The sequence below is a fragment of the Streptomyces sp. NPDC048671 genome (assembly GCF_055587045.1).
This window is the reverse complement of record NZ_JBVJHB010000010.1, coordinates 159021-178067: the sequence shown is the minus strand read 5'-3', so window position 1 is coordinate 178067 and position 19047 is coordinate 159021. Positions and strand designations below refer to the sequence as shown.

At 70.3% G+C, this 19047-nt stretch carries 20 protein-coding genes; 9 read left to right on the top strand and 11 right to left on the bottom strand.

Annotation, left to right across the window (positions count from 1 at the left end):
* Positions 1-237: 237 nt before the first annotated feature.
* Together ACZ6S6_RS21725 and cdgB are read right to left on the bottom strand one after the other, a co-directional pair.
* Entirely contained in the window at positions 238-1239 is a 1002-nt protein-coding gene (locus tag ACZ6S6_RS21725) for a CBM35 domain-containing protein (RefSeq protein ID WP_469706630.1), read from the bottom strand.
* 153 nt (positions 1240-1392) lie between these two features.
* Complete coding sequence (gene cdgB, locus ACZ6S6_RS21720) at positions 1393-3045, bottom strand: diguanylate cyclase CdgB (protein WP_469706629.1); 1653 nt, start codon at positions 3043-3045, stop codon at positions 1393-1395.
* Between the two features lie 325 nt (positions 3046-3370).
* On the opposite strand from cdgB, the gene ACZ6S6_RS21715 reads away from it, so the two are divergent.
* The gene (locus ACZ6S6_RS21715; RefSeq protein WP_469706628.1) at positions 3371-3877 is read left to right on the top strand and encodes a flavin reductase family protein; all 507 of its coding nucleotides are present in this window, start codon (positions 3371-3373) and stop codon (positions 3875-3877) included.
* Between the two features lie 43 nt (positions 3878-3920).
* On the opposite strand, the gene arfB is transcribed toward ACZ6S6_RS21715, so the two are convergent.
* Positions 3921-4355 carry an alternative ribosome rescue aminoacyl-tRNA hydrolase ArfB gene (arfB, locus tag ACZ6S6_RS21710; RefSeq protein WP_145764821.1) on the bottom strand — a complete coding sequence of 145 codons (435 nt, stop codon included), beginning with the start codon at positions 4353-4355 and terminating at the stop codon, positions 3921-3923.
* 225 nt (positions 4356-4580) lie between these two features.
* On the opposite strand from arfB, the gene ACZ6S6_RS21705 reads away from it, so the two are divergent.
* Both ACZ6S6_RS21705 and ACZ6S6_RS21700 read left to right on the top strand, forming a co-directional pair.
* A complete protein-coding gene (locus ACZ6S6_RS21705; protein ID WP_207318258.1) occupies positions 4581-5156 on the top strand; it encodes a TerD family protein in 576 nt (191 codons plus the stop codon).
* Positions 5157-5443: 287 nt separating this feature from the next.
* A complete protein-coding gene (locus ACZ6S6_RS21700) occupies positions 5444-7027 on the top strand; it encodes a M4 family metallopeptidase (protein WP_362965467.1) in 1584 nt (527 codons plus the stop codon).
* 27 nt (positions 7028-7054) lie between these two features.
* Here ACZ6S6_RS21700 and ACZ6S6_RS21695 read toward each other — a convergent pair whose 3' ends face one another.
* From ACZ6S6_RS21695 to ACZ6S6_RS21680, 4 genes are all read right to left on the bottom strand, one after another.
* Positions 7055-8503 carry a M1 family metallopeptidase gene (locus ACZ6S6_RS21695; protein ID WP_469706627.1) on the bottom strand — a complete coding sequence of 483 codons (1449 nt, stop codon included), beginning with the start codon at positions 8501-8503 and terminating at the stop codon, positions 7055-7057.
* 78 nt (positions 8504-8581) lie between these two features.
* Positions 8582-9403, bottom strand: coding sequence for a hypothetical protein (locus ACZ6S6_RS21690; RefSeq protein ID WP_469706744.1), 822 nt, complete (start codon positions 9401-9403; stop codon positions 8582-8584).
* Positions 9404-9806: 403 nt separating this feature from the next.
* A complete protein-coding gene (locus tag ACZ6S6_RS21685; protein WP_362959482.1) occupies positions 9807-10016 on the bottom strand; it encodes a DUF397 domain-containing protein in 210 nt (69 codons plus the stop codon).
* A gap of 11 nt (positions 10017-10027) precedes the next feature.
* Positions 10028-10843 (bottom strand): helix-turn-helix domain-containing protein, encoded by an 816-nt coding sequence (locus tag ACZ6S6_RS21680; protein ID WP_469706626.1) that lies wholly within the window; start codon positions 10841-10843, stop codon positions 10028-10030.
* 100 nt (positions 10844-10943) lie between these two features.
* On the opposite strand from ACZ6S6_RS21680, the gene ACZ6S6_RS21675 reads away from it, so the two are divergent.
* The 3 genes from ACZ6S6_RS21675 (at position 10944) to ACZ6S6_RS21665 (ending at position 12319) form a co-directional block, all read left to right on the top strand.
* Positions 10944-11207 carry a hypothetical protein gene (locus tag ACZ6S6_RS21675; protein ID WP_469706625.1) on the top strand — a complete coding sequence of 88 codons (264 nt, stop codon included), beginning with the start codon at positions 10944-10946 and terminating at the stop codon, positions 11205-11207.
* Positions 11208-11370: 163 nt separating this feature from the next.
* The gene (locus ACZ6S6_RS21670) at positions 11371-11709 is read left to right on the top strand and encodes a hypothetical protein (RefSeq protein ID WP_469706624.1); all 339 of its coding nucleotides are present in this window, start codon (positions 11371-11373) and stop codon (positions 11707-11709) included.
* Positions 11710-11821: 112 nt separating this feature from the next.
* Positions 11822-12319 carry a hypothetical protein gene (locus tag ACZ6S6_RS21665; RefSeq protein ID WP_362959492.1) on the top strand — a complete coding sequence of 166 codons (498 nt, stop codon included), beginning with the start codon at positions 11822-11824 and terminating at the stop codon, positions 12317-12319.
* A gap of 31 nt (positions 12320-12350) precedes the next feature.
* Here the strand turns inward: ACZ6S6_RS21665 and ACZ6S6_RS21660 are convergent, their stop codons facing one another.
* Entirely contained in the window at positions 12351-13058 is a 708-nt protein-coding gene (locus ACZ6S6_RS21660) for a pentapeptide repeat-containing protein (RefSeq protein WP_362959494.1), read from the bottom strand.
* Positions 13059-13168: 110 nt separating this feature from the next.
* Here ACZ6S6_RS21660 and ACZ6S6_RS21655 point away from each other — a divergent pair, with 110 nt between their 5' ends.
* Positions 13169-14371 carry an NAD(P)-binding protein gene (locus ACZ6S6_RS21655; protein ID WP_469706623.1) on the top strand — a complete coding sequence of 401 codons (1203 nt, stop codon included), beginning with the start codon at positions 13169-13171 and terminating at the stop codon, positions 14369-14371.
* 60 nt (positions 14372-14431) lie between these two features.
* Here the strand turns inward: ACZ6S6_RS21655 and ACZ6S6_RS21650 are convergent, their stop codons facing one another.
* Both ACZ6S6_RS21650 and ACZ6S6_RS21645 read right to left on the bottom strand, forming a co-directional pair.
* Complete coding sequence (locus tag ACZ6S6_RS21650) at positions 14432-14914, bottom strand: GNAT family N-acetyltransferase (RefSeq protein WP_362959499.1); 483 nt, start codon at positions 14912-14914, stop codon at positions 14432-14434.
* A 67-nt stretch (positions 14915-14981) separates the two neighbouring features.
* Complete coding sequence (locus ACZ6S6_RS21645; RefSeq protein WP_469706622.1) at positions 14982-15920, bottom strand: aminoglycoside phosphotransferase family protein; 939 nt, start codon at positions 15918-15920, stop codon at positions 14982-14984.
* A 33-nt stretch (positions 15921-15953) separates the two neighbouring features.
* Between ACZ6S6_RS21645 and ACZ6S6_RS21640 the strand changes: the two genes are divergently transcribed.
* Complete coding sequence (locus ACZ6S6_RS21640) at positions 15954-16703, top strand: rhomboid-like protein (RefSeq protein WP_469706621.1); 750 nt, start codon at positions 15954-15956, stop codon at positions 16701-16703.
* Between the two features lie 74 nt (positions 16704-16777).
* Positions 16778-18178: an NAD(P)/FAD-dependent oxidoreductase gene (locus tag ACZ6S6_RS21635; protein ID WP_469706620.1), complete on the top strand. Its 1401-nt coding sequence runs from the start codon at positions 16778-16780 to the stop codon at positions 18176-18178.
* A gap of 8 nt (positions 18179-18186) precedes the next feature.
* Here the strand turns inward: ACZ6S6_RS21635 and ACZ6S6_RS21630 are convergent, their stop codons facing one another.
* Entirely contained in the window at positions 18187-19014 is an 828-nt protein-coding gene (locus ACZ6S6_RS21630) for an arylamine N-acetyltransferase family protein (RefSeq protein WP_469706619.1), read from the bottom strand.
* Positions 19015-19047: the final 33 nt, after the last annotated feature.

Sequence of the window (19047 nt, the reverse complement as noted above, 5' to 3'; positions counted from 1 at the left end):
AGGACAGCAGCAAGGCAATATTCACGAAATGAATCCATGCGGCCCAGACCGGGAGGGATGGAGCCTCGCCTTCTTTACGCCTTGGACATGATAGGGAAATGACTCCGGTCTCGCCCTGTTGACGCAAGAGGCGGAATTTACACAATAGGCGCCTGATCGCTCAGCGCAGAAAATACAAATGTGGCCTCTCCCGGATTCGGACCCAGGAGAGGCCACACACGGTTCACCCGCAATGGGCTAACCCTTCGCAGGGGTGACTTCCAGCCAATCCAGGATCACGTCGCACTGATTGCCATCCTGGCAAGAAATACCGATCTCGTTCTCACCCTTGACCAGGTCGACGGGCGCCCAGGTGGTCTGCCAGTTCTTCTCCCAGTTCGGGTCCGAGGAATGGACGAAGTCCTTGAGCCCGATCGGCTGCGAGTTCGGCTTCCCGTTGACCGTCAACGTGGCGTTGGCGTCCTTGCCGGGGATCGCGTAGCGCACCGTCAGACGGTACGAACCGGCCTCCTCCATCGCGGCCTGCCACGTCACGGAGGATCCAACGGCGTTGAAACCGGAAACGTAGGAGCCGTCGGGGCCCTCGGCACCCTTGACGCCCTTCTCCACGGCCGCCGTGCCACCGAGCTTCAGCGACGCCGCGTCCTGCTTCGGGAGCTCGACGGGGGCCGAGGCGCTCGGGGAGTCCTGGGGCTTCGGCGACTCCTCGACCTCACCGGCCGCGCCGGAGGAGGAGGACGCCGCGTCGTCCTTCTTCTTGTCCTTGTCGCCGTCGCCCGTCATCAGCGCGGCGCCGATGCCGATGAGCACGACCGCGACGACCGCGACCGCGCCGATCAGCAGGCCCTTGGTGTTGGGACCGCCCTTGCCGGGGCCGCCGTTGCCTCGGCCGCCCTGGTGCGGCACCTGCGAGGTGGGGGCACCGGGGTACGTCTCCGGGGCCGCGTACTGCGCGTTCGGCTGCCCGTGCTGGCCCTGGGGCTGCCCGTACTGGGCGTTCTGGCCCTGCGGCGGGTAGCCGTAGGCCCCCTGCTGCGGCACCTGCTGGCCGTACTGGCGCTCACCGACGGTCCGCACCTGGTTGTACGAGGTGCGCGGCACACCGGGCTGCGCGGCGGGACCCGGGTAGCCGTAGCCGCCCTGCCCCGGCGGCTGCGCGCCGGCCGCCTGCCCGTCCTCGTAGAGGTAGCCGAACGGGTCGTCGTCCTCGGGTGTGCTCGCGCCGTTGTTCCCGGCCATCCCTGGGTCACTCCTCACCATGTCGTCGGCCACTCGCCGTATACCGTCAGCCCACGCCGACCGGCCGAGCCTACCCCGAACGGACCAGCCCAAGAATTGCCGAAGATGCGGCGGGGACCGGGGCGGGGTGCGCGCACAACGCCCCGGCGAACGTCAGCCGGCCCTGCGGTGAACCTTCGACCTGGACCGCTTCTCGACGTACATCCGCTGGTCGGCGGAGCGCAGCACCTCTTCGGCGGTCATGCCGCACGCGGCCCAGCCGATGCCGAAACTGGCCCCGACGCGGACCGCCCGGCCGTCGACCCGAATGGGCGGAATGATGGCGTTACGCAGGCGTACGGCCAGGTCCGCGGCATCTGCGGACCCCAGCCCGTCCGCGAGGACGACGAATTCGTCACCCCCGAGCCGGGCGACGGTGTCACCGTCGCGGACACAGATGGTGAGCCGGCGGGCGACCTCGATGAGGACCACGTCACCCGTGTGGTGGCCGAAGCGGTCGTTGATCGACTTGAAACCGTCCAGGTCGCAGAAGAGGACCGCGAGCCCCTTCGACCCGTCGTCCTTCCCGGTGTCGGGTGCGACGGAATGCACATGGTGGTCGTACGGGCCGACGCCCGCCCCCGCGTCGAAGCCGTCGACGGGGAAGCCGTGCACGCGGGCCTCGTCCACGTCTCCGTACGCCGCGTCCAGCGCCTGCACGTCCGTGGACGCCACCGCGTTCGGGCGCTCGCAGAGCCGGGCGCTGAGCCGGGAGCGCAGCTCCGCGCTGTTGGGCAGACCGGTGAGCGCGTCGTGCGAGGCGCGGTGCGCGAGGTTCAGCTCGTGGCGCTTGCGCTCCTCTATGTCCTCGACATGGGTGAGCAGGAAGCGCGGCCCGTCCGCGGTGTCCGCGACGACGGAGTTGCGCAGCGACACCCAGAGGTAGGTGCCGTCCCGGCGGCCCAGCCGCAGTTCGGCGCGGCCGCCCTCGGCGGAGGTGCGGAGCAGGGTGCCGATGTCCTCGGGGTGGACCAGGTCGGCGAAGGAGTAGCGGCGCAGCACCGAGGCGGGGCGGCCGAGCAGCCGGCACAGGGCGTCGTTGGTGCGCAGCAGCCGGCCGTGCTGGTCGCCGCCCATCTCCGCGATGGCCATGCCGCTGGGGGCGTACTCGAAGGCCTGGCGGAAGGATTCCTCACTGGCCCGCAGCGCCTGCTGTTCACGCTCCAGGCGGACCAGGGCGCGCTGCATGTTGGCCCGGAGCCTGGCGTTGCTGATGGCTATGGCCGACTGGGACGCGTACATCTGGAGGGCCTCGCGGCCCCAGGCGCCGGGGTGGCGGCCGTTGCGGGGGCGGTCGACGGATATGACGCCGAGGAGGTCGTCGAGGCCGCCGCCCGAGGCGTACATCGGGGCGTAGAGCCGGTCCTGCGGGTGCCACTCGTCCTCGAAGCGGGGCTCGGGGCCCTCGGTGTGCCACTGCGGGACGTCGTCGTCGAGGAGGACCCAGCCGTCGGTGTGCGGTATGAAGCGGAGCTCGTCCCACGGCTCGCCCATGGCGAGCCGGCGCTCCCAGGAGGTGCGGGAGCCGACGCGGCCGGTGATCAGTGCCTCGGCGGCGCTGTTGCCCGCGAAGGCGGCGACCACGAGATCACCGTCGGGACGGACGAGGTTGACGCAGGCAAGCTCGTAACCGAGACCGGCGACGATTCCGTCGGCCACGGTCTGCAGCGTGTCGGCCAGGCTCCGCGCCGTGTTGAGATCGGCCACGGCCTGGTGCAGCTGCCGCATCGTCGCAAGACGGACGTACGGCTCCGACTCGGCCTCCATCGCTCGCACTCCCCGAGACCTCGACAGCACTCCAGGTTTTCATATCGGCGTACTTGACGTACTTACTGCAGTGTCACGGCCACTGAATCACAGTGAGCTGTGCACCCGGTACACAGGGTCAACAAATATCGCGCTCTGTGAGCCAAGTCACAACAGATGGTAAAGGATTCCGGCCAGGTCCCACGAGGGGTCCCACGACTGGTCCTAGGACCTGGCTGGTCCCCTGGCCCGATGCGCCGACGGCCCGCGCACGGCTAGCGTGCCCGGTGTGTTGCAGACGAAGCCCCCCGCCCCGCGTCCCAGGCCCATCCCCCATGCTGAGGGGGTGAGCAACGACGAGTTCCGAGGCGCCCTCGCCCGACTGGCCGCCGGTGTGGTACTGATCACCGCGCAGGAGCCGCCGCTCGACGAGCACGGGCGCGGCGAGGACGTCGGCATGACCGCGACCGCGTTCATGTCGGTCTCGCTGGACCCGCCGCTGGTCATGGTGAGCCTGCGCAACGACTCACGGATGGACGACCTGCTGGCGGAGCAGCCGCTGTGGGCCGTCTCCGTCCTGTCGGAGAGCCAGCGGCACATCGCCGGACGGTTCGCCATGAAGGGCCGGATCAGCGACCGGCTGCTGTTCGAGGACATCCCCTATGTACGCGGGGAGGTCACCGGAGCCCCGCTGGCCGGCGGCGCGCTCGCCACCCTGGAGTGCCGCACGGAACAGCGCGTCGTGGCGGGTGACCACACGCTGGTGATCGGGCGGGTGCTCGGCGCGCAACTGCCGAGCGGGGACGGCAGCCCGTTGGCGTACTTCCGCGGGCGCTACCGGCAGCTGGGCTGACGGGGGCCGGGCTGACGGCGACAAGGGTCGGCGGCGGGTCCGTTCACCAGTCGCGGCCCGAGCGGCCGCGCTTGGTGTCGCCGCGCTGCTTCTTCTCGCGCAGCCTGCGCTCGTTGATGCCGCGCGGGATCTTGCGCTTGCGGCGCGGCTTGGGGGGCGGCGCCGTGGCCTCGGCCAGCAGGGCGGTGAGCCGTACGGCGGCCGTCTCGCGGTTGCGCCACTGCGAGCGGTGCTCCGAGGACCGTACCGACACCACGCCGTTGACCAGCCGGTTCGCCAGCCGCTCCAGCGCCCGTTCCTTCCACACCTCGGGCAGCGACTCGGTCGCCGCGAGGTCGAAGCGCAGCTCCACCTGGGAGTCGCTGGTGTTGACGTGTTGCCCGCCTGGCCCTGAGGACCGCGAGAAACGCCACATGAGCTCGGCCTCCGGCAGGGAGACCGCACCGCGGATGACATAGGGCCCGGACATGACACCCATGTTCCCCGGCCCACCGGGTGTTCGTCACCTTCTTTAGCGCCGCCCTTCAGTTCTTCAGCGGCGCCCTCCGGCCACGCCCCGGCAGCGACGGCCGCCAGTTCGGGCCAGTTCGGTAAAGAAAGCAAAGACGGAAGGAACCTCCCGGTCCCCTGCCTGCGTTATGGAGTGTGACGGTAGCTTCGTGACGACACGGAGCCCGCACACGACAGATGAAAGGGACTTCCCATGGCAGTAAGCCTGTCCAAGGGCGGCAACGTCTCCCTCACCAAGGAGGCCCCCGGCCTCACCGCCGTCACGGTCGGCCTCGGCTGGGACGTCCGGACCACCACCGGCACGGACTTCGACCTCGACGCCTCCGCGATCGCGGTCAACACCGCCGGGAAGGTCTTCTCCGACGGTCACTTCGTCTTCTTCAACAACAAGGCGACGCCGGACCAGACCATCGTGCACACCGGTGACAACGTCACGGGCGAGGGCGAGGGCGACGACGAGCAGATCAACGTCAACCTGGCAGGCCTGCCGGCCGACATCGACAAGATCGTCTTCCCGGTGTCGATCTACGACGCCGAGACCCGCAGCCAGAACTTCGGCCAGGTGCGCAACGCCTACATCCGCATCCTCAACCAGGCCGGCGGCGCCGAGATCGCCCGCTACGACCTGAGCGAGGACGCCGCCACCGAGACCGCGATGGTCTTCGGCGAGCTGTACCGCAACGGCGCCGAGTGGAAGTTCCGTGCCGTCGGCCAGGGTTACGCCTCCGGCCTGCGCGGCATCGCCCAGGACTTCGGCGTCACTCTCTGACGCTCTCGTCCTTCCGCTTCACCCGCTTCACCGGAGCCCCCGGCCGAACGTCCTGCGGCCGGGGGCTCCCGCGTGTCCACGTACCATCGATCGCCCTCAATGGGGCGAACGACACGCGGTGTTGCGCAAGTGACGGAAGTCCGCCGGATAGCGGACACAGACGCATCCCAGTCGGACAAGAACTGGTCAAAGAAATGTGAGGTAATTGTTAGTACACCGTCAATTTCGCTCATTCGGTGGCACGCTCTCCGCTCGTAACCCCCCACGGAACGAGCAACGGAGAACCCATGACCCCCCACATGAACACCCGTCGCGCCGCAGCCCTGGCCGCCGTGGCCGCGATGGTCGTCGTCGGAGTGCAGACCGGTACGGCGAACGCCAGGCCGGCCGCCCCCAACGACGGTTCCTCCGCCTCTCCCAGCGCCTCCTCGCCCGCCTTCAGCAGCGCCTCGGCGCGCACGGCGGCCATCAAGTCGGCCCAGACTGACGTCTCCTCGACCGCCGCCTCGCTCAAGCTCGGCGGCAAGGAGAAGCTGATCGTCCGTGACGTGATCAAGGACGCCAAGGGCACGGTCCACACCCGCTACGAGCGCACCTACGCCGGACTGCCCGTCATCGGCGGCGACCTCGTCACCCACACCGCGAGCAACGGCAAGCTCAAGAGCGTCACCAAGGCGACCAGCGCCAAGATATCCGTGCCGTCCACGACGGCGAAGATCAAGACGGTGGCGAGTGCCCGCAAGGTGATCTGGGCGGGCAGCGGCAAGCCCGTCCTCGCCCTCGAGTCCGTGAAGACCGGAGTGCAGAAGGACGGCACGCCGAGCCGCCGCCACATCATCACGGACGCCACCACCGGCAAGACGCTGCACAGCTACGAGGCCATCGAGACGGCCGGCATCGGCAACAGCCAGTACAGCGGCAAGGTCGACCTGTCCACCACCGCCTCCGGCTCCGGCTTCGAGCTGACCGACGGCGACCGCGGCGGCCACACGACGTACGACCTGAACCAGGGCGAGAGCGGCAAGGGCGACCTGGTCACCGACGACGACAACACCTGGGGCGACGGCACCGGCAACGACCGCCAGACCGCCGCGGTCGACGCCCACTACGGCGCCGCGCAGACCTGGGACTTCTACAAGTCGGCGCTCGGCCGCGACGGCATCGCGGGCGACGGCAAGGCCGCGTACTCCCGGGTCCACTACGGCGACGCGTACGTCAACGCGTTCTGGGACGACAGCTGCTTCTGCATGACGTACGGCGACGGCGCCGACAACAAGAGCGCCCTCACCGGCCTCGACGTCGCCGGCCACGAGATGAGCCACGGGCTGACCGCGTCGACCGCCAACCTCGACTACGTCGGTGAGTCCGGCGGCCTCAACGAGGCGACCAGCGACATCTTCGGCACCGCGGTGGAGTTCTTCGCCGACAACGCCACCGACGTCGGCGACTACCTCATCGGCGAGAAGATCGACATCAACGGCGACGGCAGCCCGCTGCGCTACATGGACGAGCCCAGCAAGGACGGCGGCTCGGCCGACTACTGGGACAGCAGCGTCGGTGGCCTGGACGTGCACTACTCGTCCGGCGTCGCCAACCACTTCTTCTACCTGCTGGCCGAGGGCAGCGGCGCGAAGACCATCAACGGCGTCGACTACGACTCCCCGACCTCCGACGGCTCCACCGTCACCGGCATCGGCCGGGACAAGGCCATCCAGATCTGGTACAAGGCCCTCTCCGAGTACATGACCTCGTCCACCGACTACGCGGACGCCCGCACGGCGACCGAGAAGGCGGCGACCGACCTGTACGGGGCGGACAGCGCCGAGCTGGCCCAGGTCGACGCCGCCTGGAGCGGTGTCAACGTGAAGTAACACCCCACGCGTTGCTCCGGGAGCCGGTCAGCCGTCCGCGGCGGGCCGGCTCCCGCCGTACAGCCAGGCCTTCCAGAGATCCGTCAGGTCCTGACCGGTCGCCTTCTCCACGTAGGCGGTGAAGTCCGCCGTCGTGGCGTTGCCGTGCCGGTGGGTCTTCGTCCAGCCCTTGAGCAGCGCGAAGAACCGCTCGTCGTCGTCCACCACCCCGCGGATCTTGTGGACCACCATGGCCCCGCGCCCGTACACCGGCGGGTCCGAGATGTTGGCGGCGGTCGGCGGATCGGCGGGCGGGAAGGCCCAGTTGTTGTCGTTCTCGTAGGCGTCGTCGAACGAGTCCTGGGCCGGGGTGTCCTCCTTCTCCTCCTCCCACAGCCACTCCGCGTAGGTCGCCAGACCCTCGTTGAGCCACATGTCCTGCCAGCTCGCGGGCGTGACCGAGTCACCGAACCACTGGTGCGCCATCTCGTGGACGAGCAGCCCGATGGTCGGCGGCCCGTGGAAGAACGGCCGGTTCTGCGTCTCCAGCGCGTACCCGGCGTCCCCCTTGCGCTCGACGATCGCGCCCGTGGCGGAGAACGGGTACGGGCCGAAGTGCGCGGCCTCCCACTCCACCACCTCGGGAACCCGGGCCACCGTCCGCGCACTCGCCTTCGCCGACACCGGGTCCACCGCGGTGAACACCGTGATGCCGCCCGCCATGGTCGACGTCTTCGTCTCGAACCGGCCGACGGCCAGCGTCGCGAGATAGCTCGCCATCGGTTCGGCGGTGTGCCAGCGGAACGTGGTGCGGTCCCCGGCCGTCCTGGGCGGACCGGCGAGCACCCCGTTGGAGACCGCCGTCAGCCCCTTGGGCACGGTGACCGCCAGATCGTAGGTCGCCTTGTCGCTCGGGTGGTTGTTCCCCGGGAACCAGGCCATCGCGCCGGTCGGCTCACCCAGCGCCACCGCCCCGTCGGCGGTCGGCAGCCAGCCCTCCTCGGAGTCGTCCGAGTCCGTGATCGTCTTCGGGGAGCCGGAGTAGCGCACGACCGTGCGGAAGGTCCGGCCCCGGCGAAGGCGGTCCTGGACCTTGATGTCCGGACGCAGCGTCAGCTCGTCGCCCGCCCGGTTGACGGCGGCGGGACGCCCCTCCACGGTGGCCGACTCCACGGTCAGCCCGGCCAGGTCGAGGTTGAAGGAGCTGAGGTCCTGGGTGGCCCGCGCGGTGATCCCGGCGGTGCCGCGCAGCGTCTTCGCGTCCTGGCCGACGTCGAGCGTGAGGTCGTAGTGCGTGACGTCGTAGCCGCCGTTGCCGAGCTTGGGGAAGTACGGATCGCGCACCCCGGAGGCACCGGGGGTGCCGTGCACGCCGCCTCCGCCGGTGCAGGCGGGGACGAGGAGCGCGAGGCCGAGGAGCAGGGCGGCGGTCCTGCCCGTGCGGGAGGTGCTTGCGGTGCCGCGTGCCGGGAAACGTGCCGGGGAGCGTGGGTCCACGGCGATGATCCTATATACGCAATGTCGGAGTGCGGGGATGTCCGGACCGGGGGTGTCCCGGACCTGAGGTGTCCCGTATCACCGGTGGTTGCGCTCCGTGCGGGGGACGAGTCCCGCCCGTACCTCGCTCATCCTGGCGCGTACGCCGTGGGCGGGTACGGCGTCTGCGGGGCCGGTGGGGGCGGGGTCGGGGTTGCTCCGGCAGGTGCCGCAGAGGCCGCCCGGCATGGCTTCCGGGCTGCCGGGGGCGCGGCACTCGCCGCATTCCAGGGTCCGCAGGACGACGCGGTGGGCGGGGGAGGCTTCGCGTACGGGCGGGAGCTTGTCGCGCAGGCGTCGGCGGAGGAGTGCGGCGGCGTGGTGGACGGGTGTCGGCAGGCCCTCGGTCAGGGCGTGCAGGAGTTCCGGTTCGGTGGCGCCGCGTTCGAACCATTCGCTGACCTGGGGTTCCAGTGCGAGGCAGTCCGCCTGGGACAGGCTGAGTGTGGGGGTGGTGCGGCCGAGGGCGGCGAGCAGGATGAATGAGCGTGAGCGGGTGGGGCGTTGGGGTTGCTGCGGTGGTACGTCGCCTCGGGTGAAGGCATCCCACCAGTCGTCGTCGCGCCAGGTGCGGGAGAAGAACGTCCGTGTGACCCAGAGCAGCACCTCCTCGGTCGCGATGCACTCACTGCCCCGGCGCAGGTGGCCCGCTTCCTGGAGGCGGTTCAGCGTGGTCCGCAGGGCGCACTGTCCGTACGGGAGCGCCTTGGCCAGGGTCTTCACGGAGATGTCGGCGCCGTCGCACAGCCCGTCGATGTACGCGGCGACGGCAGCGTCACGGGGAAGCAGATGAACGAAGTCCGAGGCAGTACGGGGACGTTGGCCCGGCGCCGAACGCTTGCCGTACCCGGGATTGGCCATCGGGTGCTCAAGCATGGAAACAGGGGCAGCACTAAGCTGGCCGACAGCCATGAGATCGCCCTTTACGATCGAAGTGGTCAGGCCCCCGTTAGGTGTTTCTGCACCGACGGGGGCCGTCGTGTCCCGGCTGACGCTAGAGCCCGACTACCGTCCGTGGCAAGTCGATCGCGAAAAGTCAACCCTCAAGGCAGGGAGGGTGGGTGGGCATCCAATCCCTCCACCCATTCCGCTGAAAGAGCGCTCGGATCTCGACGCTTGAGCCCCGGCCGTGAGCTGCGGAAAGCGCGACAGGATCGGCATCCGGGCAGTGCGGCGAAAGCCCCGCCACGCCTCCCGACTCGGGGACACGGCAGGGCTTTCGTCAATGCGAGGCGTGCGGGGCCGGTGTACGCCGACCGAGCAGTCAGACGGTGCCGAACTCGCCCGCCTTGACGCCCGCCACGAACGACGCGAACGCGCCGGCGGCGAAACCCAGAGCCGGGCCGCACAGATCCTTGGAGTCACGGACGGGGACCACGCCGCGCGCGGGGGCGAGGTTGGTAGCCACCTCCACGCACTGACCGCCATCGGAGCTGTAGGAGGACTTGAACCAGTGGAAAGAATCGGTTGTCACGAGGGGCCCTTTCATACCTGGCTGACCATGGCCACGGAGTCAGCCTGCGATAGCGCTTCGACCTGTAGTTGATGGTAGGACGTCAACAGGGGCCCGACGAACCGCATGTCACGTTCCAACTGGCCCGAGTGCGCGGACTCCGCGTAGGCCAGGTGCGACCTGTCCACCATGGTGACCAGGGTCACCGGCTTGTTCAGCGAGCGGCGTTCACCGAGTCGGAACGGGGCCACCTGCACGACCACGTTCGGCCTGTCAGCGATCATCGCGAGATGATCCAGTTGCTCCGCCATGACTCCGGGCCCGCCCACGTGCTGCCGGATGCAGCTTTCATCGAGCACGGCATACACCTGCGGGGGCGGAGTACGGGCGAGTGACTGCTGACGCCGGTCAAGCAGCGCAAGGCGTTCCTCTGCCTGCACTTCGGTGATCGCGCCTCGTCGCACCGCACCCGTGGTGACGGCAGCGGCGTATGCCGGAGTCTGAAACAGACCTGGCACAAGGCCCATTTCGAACAGCCGGATCTCTGTGGCCTGCCCCTCCTGCACGACGAACTCAGGGAAGCCGTTGAGTATCGCGCTGTCGCGCGTTGCCGCGCCCTGCCGGGTCAGCGCTTCACCTGTCCCGAGGGCTCGGTCAGCACTTTCAGTGAACGCGGAAGTTGGAGTTCGGGAGCCGGTTTCCACGCCTGAAATATGCGACGCGGAGTATCCCGTACGTGCAGCCAAGTCGTCCTGTGTCCACCCGCGTTCCTCGCGCAGTCTGCGCAGACGTTCCCCGAAGGCGGCGCGGGGACTCGCCGACGGATCCAACTCCTTGCGATTGGCCACCCGTTACCTCTCCATCATTCGGTCTCACGAAGGTTGAAGGTGCTGCCAGCGCAGTCCACGCTGGGCGCTCCGAGTAGCGGAAGCACTACGGAGAGGAGCGATGGTGGCTGTGCAGGATGTCCCCCAGGACGGACAGGAACCCGCCCCCATTCCCGCCCCCGGCACGCTCATGGTTGACACCGGTCGCAAGGACCGTGTCGGAGAGTTCCGAGGGGTCGCCGGCCCGTACTGGGCACTGCGGCCGGTATGCGGCGGGCAGGAATGGGAAGCCGAACCCGAGCACGTACGCCTCGCGGACCCCATAGAGCGGCTGCGCGCACAGAACGCGCGGTGCAATGCCCGGAGCAGGGGTGAGGTGCTGTGAGAGCCACGACCCGTTTACCCGTTCGGCTCGTCCTCGCCTTGGGAGCTGCGGAGATCCGGTTGCGGACCCGCTTCCCCCGGTTCATATACGCGCTCGCTCCTCAGCGGCACCGGGCGGGCGACCTGCCCGCCGAGCTGCCGTACGACCTGCCGGCGGGTACACCGTGACCAAGACCGTGCACCGGTGTGACGCCGTGGCCCGCACGCCCTGGTCCGAGACCGTGCGCGCGTACGGGCAGCAGCGCGACCCCGAACTCTGCGAACCGCTTGCCTGCGAACTGGTCGAGGGGCACCCCGGTGATCACGCCGACCAGCTGGGAGACATGGGGCGCGGCGCCTTCGAGGTGTGGGTGCGCTGGGACGCGGACCACATGACCTACGTCGCCGCCCCCGCGTGCGGGATGACGGACCCCACCATCGACCCCGTGCGACAAGAAGTGTGCACGCTGTACACGGAGCACCCGCCGGGTCACTCCTGGGAGATCCGAGAACTGTTCGGCTGACGGCCACGTCTCGCCCCGAGGCCCGGCTCGCCGCCGGGCTCCGTATCGGCGCCGCACCGGCTCCGATCCCGCTGGTGCGGGAGCGACACGCCGGGCATGACACCATCGAAGCGTGCTCGACATCGGCTACTCCCTCTCCCGACGCTTCCCCGATCCCCCGCAGACCGACTACCGCCGAGCGGACGTCCACGCCCTGCGACACGATCTGTTCTCCGGGGACGTCTACCTCGCGGACACCAAGGAGGACCGCGAAGTATCCACAGCCTGGGGATGGGTGCCGGTACTCGACTTCGCCTGGGCCCTGTGCGACATCGTCGAGCAGATCGACCGCGACCCCCGCGGCAACCGCTCGCACCGCCGCCAGTTCGCCGAACTCGACTTCACCGAGTCGTCCGACCGGATGCTCTTCGAGCGCCGCTTCGGCTGGGTCGACGTCGAGGCCGACTGGATGCCCGCGGAGGAAGCACCGCTCACCTTCAACCACTCCGTGCTGCGCCGCGAGGCCCGTGACTTCCTGCACGACCTGATCGCCGACCTCGCCGACATGCACGAAGGCCTCGCCGACAACCCGGCGATCTGGGACCTCCAGGCCCGCTTCCCCCGCCTCTGAGCGGGCCCGGAAGCCAGGGGGGACCCGCCCCTCACGCCTCCACCCGCACCCCGATCTGCGCCGCGAACGCCGGAGCCAGCTCCATCAGCTGCGACGGGCTGATCACCGCACCCGCCAGCCGCTCCACCCCGCGCGCGATGTCCAGCTCCGCGACCGTCCGCAGATCCACCGACTCCATCCGCACCGCACTGAAATCGGCCCGCTTCAGCACACAGTCCCGGAACTCCACCCGGTCCAGCGTCGCGCCCCCGAAATCCGGCTCGGACAGCACACAGCCCTCGAACACCACATCCTTCAGCCGCGCCTTCCGCAGATTCAGGTAGTCGATCTTCCCGCCCCGCACGAGCACCCGCTCCAGCACCGCACCATGCATCTGCACCCCGCCCAGGCGCGCGTCCACGATCTCCACGTCCCGCAGCGACGCCCCGGCGAGATCCGTGCCCACCCCCCGTACCCCCGTCAGCACGGAATCGATGAAACGGGCCCTGACCAGCTCCGTACGGTCCAGAGCGCAGCCATCCAGCGCGCAGTCCATGAACCGGGCGCCCGGACCCGACTCGTCCGCCAGATCCACCGCGTCGAAGCGGACCCCGTCGTAATCCCCGTCCGGCTCCAGCCCCCCGCCGCCGTACGGCTCAAGCGGCGGCAGCCGCACCTCCGGACGCCGCGCCGCCGCGACACCGTCCTTGCCGGCCCTGCTCCTGCCGCTGCCCTGACCACTACCGCTGCTGCGCACCATCCCCCCATCGTGACGCACACCACTGACAACGCCCCACCGCCGATGTCACACCCGGCCCCCCGCCGCCCGTCATGTACCCAAAGGCACCTTCAGCGAAGGAGACCGGGACCATGCAGCGCATCCACATCATCGGCGGCGGCCTCGCCGGATTCACCGCAGCCATCACCGCAGCCGAATCCGGCGCCCTGGTGACCGTCCACGAGGCCCACCACACCCTCGGCGGACGCGCCAGGACCGCCGAAGGCCCGTACCGCACCAACGAGGGACCGCACGCCCTCTACCGCCGCGGCCCCCACTGGAGCTGGCTCGACCGGCGCGACCTCCTCGGCCCCACCACCGCCGTCCCGCCCCTCGAAGCCACCCGGCTCCGCTTCCGCCACCGCTCCGCCCTGCGCCGCACCCCGCCCCTCGCCCTGCTCCGGCTCAGCCGCCGCAGCGCCGCGCAGGCCCCCGCCGACACCGACTTCCGCACCTGGGCCACCGCACGGATCGGCGCGGAGGGCGCCCGCATCGCCGCGAACTACACCGCCGTCGCCCTCTTCCACCACGACCCCGGCAGCCTCTCCGCCGCCTTCGTCCAGGAACGGCTGCACCGCGCCGGCGCACTGCCGCCCGAGGCCCGCTACCCCATCGGCGGCTGGGACCGGATCATCGACCGGATGGCGTCCCGCGCCTGGAACCTCAGCGTCCGCATCGAGACCGCGAGCCGGATCGACACCGCCGCCCTCGACACCCTCGCCCGCACCGGCCCGGTCGTCGTCGCCACCTCCCTCGACGCCGCCCGCACCCTCCTCGGCGACCCCGCCCTCACCTGGGCCTCCGGCCGCACCGCCCTCGTCGACCTCGCCCTGCGCACCCGCCGCGGCGACGCGTTCGCCGTGTCCGACCTGGACGCCCCCGGCTGGATCGAACGGTTCACCGCCCAGGACCGCACCCTCGCCCCGCACGGGGAACAGCTCCTCCAGGGACAGTTCCCCATCGCCCCCGACGAATCCCGGGCCACCGGAACCGCCCGCGCCGAAGAACTCCTCGACCTCGGCTACCCCGGCTGGCGCGAGCGCACCGTATGGCGCCGCGACGCCCTCGCCACCGGCCGCACCGGCGCCGTCGACCACCCCGGCACCACCTGGCGCGACCGGCCCGCCATCGACCGCGGCAACGGCGTCTACCTCGCGGGCGACCAGGTCGCCGCCCCCGGCCTGCTCAGCGAGGTCTCCTTCAACAGCGGCATCGAAGCGGCCCTCCTCGCCCTCAAGGCCACCGAGAACCGCACCGTGGCCAGCAGCACACCGCTTGACCTCAAGCGCACCTGAGGTCAGGGGGTGGGGCCACCGAGACCGACGCCCCGGGGAGCCCACCACGCACGGCCCGGCCTACGAAATCCCGCCGCCCAGCTCCGCCAGCGCCCCGTCCGTCAGCCGGTACACCGTCCACTCGTCCTGCGGCCGCGCACCCAGCGCCTCGTAGAACGCGATCGACGGAGCGTTCCAGTTCAGTACCGACCACTCCAGCCGCTCATAGCCGCGCTCCGCACAGATCCGCGCCAGCTCCCCCAGCAACGCCTTCCCGTGCCCGCCGCCACGCCGCTCCGGGCGCACGTACAGGTCCTCCAGATAGATACCGTTCACCCCACGCCAGGTGGAGAAGTTCAGGAACCACAACGCGAAGCCCACCACCTCACCGTCCTCGTCGGACTCGGCGATGTGCGCGAACGCGGCAGGCCGCTCACCGAACAGCGCCTCATGCAACTGCTCCTCGGTGGCTTTCGCCTCGTGCAGCACCTTCTCGTAATCGGCCAGTTCACGGATCATCGCGTGAATGGCAGGGACATCGGCAGCGGTAGCGGTACGAATCATGAGGGCAGCGTAAGCAGCGCCGTACCGCGGCCTATCCCCGGCCCAGCAGCCACCGCGCAATCGCGTCCTACCCCCGGCCCAGCAGCCACCGCGCGATCGCGGCCTGCTCCGGCGCCAGCCGCAGCGCACCGTCCTCGGCGCCCCAGCACGCGTTCTGCAGCACCCGCCCCAGCGTCCACGCCCGCGCCCGCCCCCGGTCAAGATCCAGCGCCTCCGTCAGCAGATCGAACCGCCACCCCACCGTGTCCACGTCGAACCGGTCCGCCAGCGCCGGAAGCAGCTCGAACCCCGGATCACCGGCCAGCGGCTTCGGATCGATCGCCACCCATCCCGCCTCCCGGCCCACGCGCCCGCCCCGCCCGTCCCCACCGTCACCCCCGGCCAGCACATTGCCGAAGTGCAGGTCCCAGTGCAGCAACCGGTCCCCCGGCTCACCCGCCACCTCCCGCACCGCCGCGGCGCAGTCCGCCAGCAGCCGCCGCTCCCCCTCGTCCACCAGCAGCCCCGCCGCCCCCGGCGCCGCCGCCAGCATCCGCGCCGCCGCCTCGCCCAGCCCCCGCAAACCGCACCCCGCCGGCGCCCGCACCGCGGTCAGCCCCGCCAGCAACTCCGCGACGACCCGCACCGCTTCCCGCACATCGGGCGTACCCGACAGCGGACGGTGCCCGTCCAGCCGCTCCAGCAGCATCGTGCCCGTCGCCGGGTCGTCGTCCAGCAACCGCACCGCACCCGCCGACGCCTCGCCCCACACCCGCAGCGCGAGCGGCTCCCCCACCGTCTCCGCGTCCACCAGCTGCAACTTCAACGCGGCACGGCGCCCGTCCGCCCGCCGCACCACCGGAAGCACCAGCGCGCACACCCCGTACAACGCCTCGCCGTCCCGGCGCAGCCCCCACCGCTCCAGGAACTCCGCCGCCATCCCCGGCAGCGCCGCGAGAAAGGCCCGCCCGGCCTCACCGTTGTACTTGGACTGAGTGGCGATCAGCGCATCCGGAATGTCAATCACGCCCCCGATCGTAGGAGCGTGCGTCAATCGGCTATGACCCCGAGCCACCCCGCCCCGCCCACGCGGCCCCGCTCCGTACCCGTCACGTGGCTCCGCGGCGTCGGCTCATGGATCCGCAGCGCCCCCGGCACCTACGTCTGGCTGGCGGCCCTCTTCGTCACCACCGTCATCGTCCACCAGATGTCACCGGACTTCGAGGAGGACTTCCTCCGCCAGCGCTCCACCAACATCCACGAACTGTCCCAGAACCCCGTACGCGTCCTGATCAGCAGCGCGTTCTGGATCGACGGCGGCGAGTGGGTCCCCTACGCCGTCCTCTACACCGTCTTCCACGCCCCCGCCGAACGCCGTCTCGGCACGCTGCGCTGGCTCGTCGTCGTCGCCGCCGCCCACATCCTGGCCACCCTCGTCAGCGAAGGCGTCCTGGCCTGGGCCATCCGGCACGGACACGCACCCGAGAGCGCCGCCAACACCCTGGACGTCGGCGTCAGTTACGCGCTGGCCGGCGTCGTCGCCGTCCTCACCTACTACGTCCAGCGCCCCTGGCGGTACGTGTACCTCTTCGCCGTCCTCGTCGTCTACGGCGTCCCCCTCATCACCGGCCCCACCTTCACCGACATCGGCCACATCACCGCCGCGCTCATCGGCCTCGCCTGCTACCCCCTGACCCGCCGCCGCCACGGTCGCCGTCACCGTCGCCCCCTCCGCCCCCTCCGCCCCCTCCGCCCCCTCCGCCCCCTCCGCCCCCTCCGCCGCGAGACGAAACCGCCCCCTGCCCAGTAACGTCCAGCCGAGCAGAACACCGCACTCCACAGCCGGCCGGACAGCCGGCCAGTCACACGGACAGCAGGGGCAACATGAGCACCGTCAGCACAGTCAACGGCGGCATATCCTTCTGGTACGCGGACCAGGGAACCCCCATCCCCCGCGAGCCCCTGCCCGGCGACGCCACCGCCGACGTCTGCATCGTCGGCGGCGGATACACCGGACTCTGGACGGCGTACTACCTCAAGAAGGCCGTCCCCTTCCTCAACATCACCGTCCTGGAAGCCAAGTTCTGCGGCTACGGCGCCTCCGGACGCAACGGCGGCTGGCTCTACAACGGCATCGCGGGCCGCGACCGCTACGCGAAGCTCCACGGCCACGAGGCGGCCGTCCGCCTCCAGCAGTCGATGAACGACACCGTCGCCGAGGTCATCCGCGTCGCCGACGAGGAGAAGATCGACGCCGACATCCACCGGGGCGGCGTCCTCGAAGTCGCCCGCACCCCGGCCCAGCTCGCCCGCCTGAAGGACTTCCACTCCGTCGAGATCGCCTTCGGCGAGACCGACCGCACCCTGCACGGCGCCCGCGAGACCGCCGAACGCGTCCGCGTCACCGGAGCCGTCGGCTCCACCTGGACCCCGCACGGCGCCCGCCTGCACCCCGCCAAACTCGTCAAGGGCCTCGCCGACGTCGTGGAGGCCCTCGGCGTCACGATCCACGAGTCGACCCCCGTCACCGAGATCAGGCCCAAACACGCCATCACCCCGTACGGCACGGTCCGCGCCCCCTACGTACTGCGCTGCACCGAGGGCTTCACGGCGGGCATCAAGGGCCAGAAGCGCACCTGGCTCCCGATGAACTCCTCCATGATCGTCACCGAGCCCCTCCCCGAATCCCTCTGGGACACCATCGGCTGGAACGGCCGCGAAACCCTCGGCGACATGGCCCACGCCTACCTGTACGCCCAGCGCACCGCCGACGACCGCATCGCCCTGGGCGGCCGCGGCATCCCCTACCGCTACGGCTCGGCCACCGACAACGACGGCCGCACCCAGCCCGCCACCATCGAGGCCCTGCGCGACCTGCTCGTCAGCCTCTTCCCCACCACCGCGGGCACCCGAATCGCCCACGCCTGGTCCGGCGTCCTGGCCGTCCCCCGCGACTGGTGCGCCACCGTCACCCTGGACCGCTCCACCGGCCTGGGCTGGGCGGGCGGCTACGTCGGCTCCGGCGTCGCCACCACCAACCTCGCCGCCCGCACCCTGCGCGACCTGATCCAACAGGACTCCGGCCAGTGCGGCCCCACCGAGCTGACCACGCTGCCCTGGGTCGGCCACAAGGTCCGCCGCTGGGAACCGGAACCCCTGCGCTGGCTCGGCGTCCACGGCATGTACGCCGCCTACCGCGCCGCCGACCGCCGCGAACTCACCTCACCCCGCGCGGACACGGACCCGATCGCGAAGATCGCGGACCGGCTGGCGGGGCGGGGCTGAACCGGTCCCTATGAACGGGCCCTGATCCGGTTGCTCAGCCATCGCGCGTGCTGTTCGCCGGTGATGTCCCACAGGGCGTGAAGGCCGCTGGTTCCGAGATCGTCCAGTGGCACGCCGAACACCTCGGCGAGTGTCCGGGCGAACTCCTCGACGCTGGTCAACGTGTGTATGTGGGTGCCGCCCGTGCGAGTGACACGTCGCACGGTGCGGGAGCGCAGGGCCTGCTTGTAGCCGTCCTTGTGCAGGTGCACCATCAACTGCCCGCGCTGGCTGTTGGCTCGTGCGACGTACTGCGAGAACTGGCGGGCGGAGGTACGGAAGTCGACGGAGGACAGCAGGGCGGCGGGGTGATGATGCGCCCGCCACACTCCCCCGCCCAGCCGTTCCAACGCGTACTCGAACTCACCGCGCGCATAACGGCCCTCGCGCAAAGGAAGCGGATCGAGGAACGGGTCGGCCAGGCCGACGTCCACCAGCCAGGTGTCGTCCTGGCTCCGTACGAGCAGCACGTTGTGCCCGCCCCATCGCTCGTCGCCGTAGGTCTCGCGGTCCGCTGCTCCGTCGACGAGCATCGCCTCGAAACCGATGTCGCGCAGCAGCAGGGCGAAGGCGGCGTTGGCCTCGAAGCACTGGCCGCCACGGCGCCGGCGTCCGAACTTGCCGATGAGATCGCCGGCTTCCAGCGTGATGGGGCGGCCCAGTTGGGTGTCGATGTTCTCGTAGGGAACGTGGCGCTGCCACGCCCGGTACAGTCCGCGCAGCGCGGGAGTGTCCGGCCGGAGCGGCCGGGGGCAGCCGATGCGCTTCAGGAGCGAGTCGATGTCCGGTGTCGTCATGAACCGCATGAATACCCAGGCGTATCGGTGGAT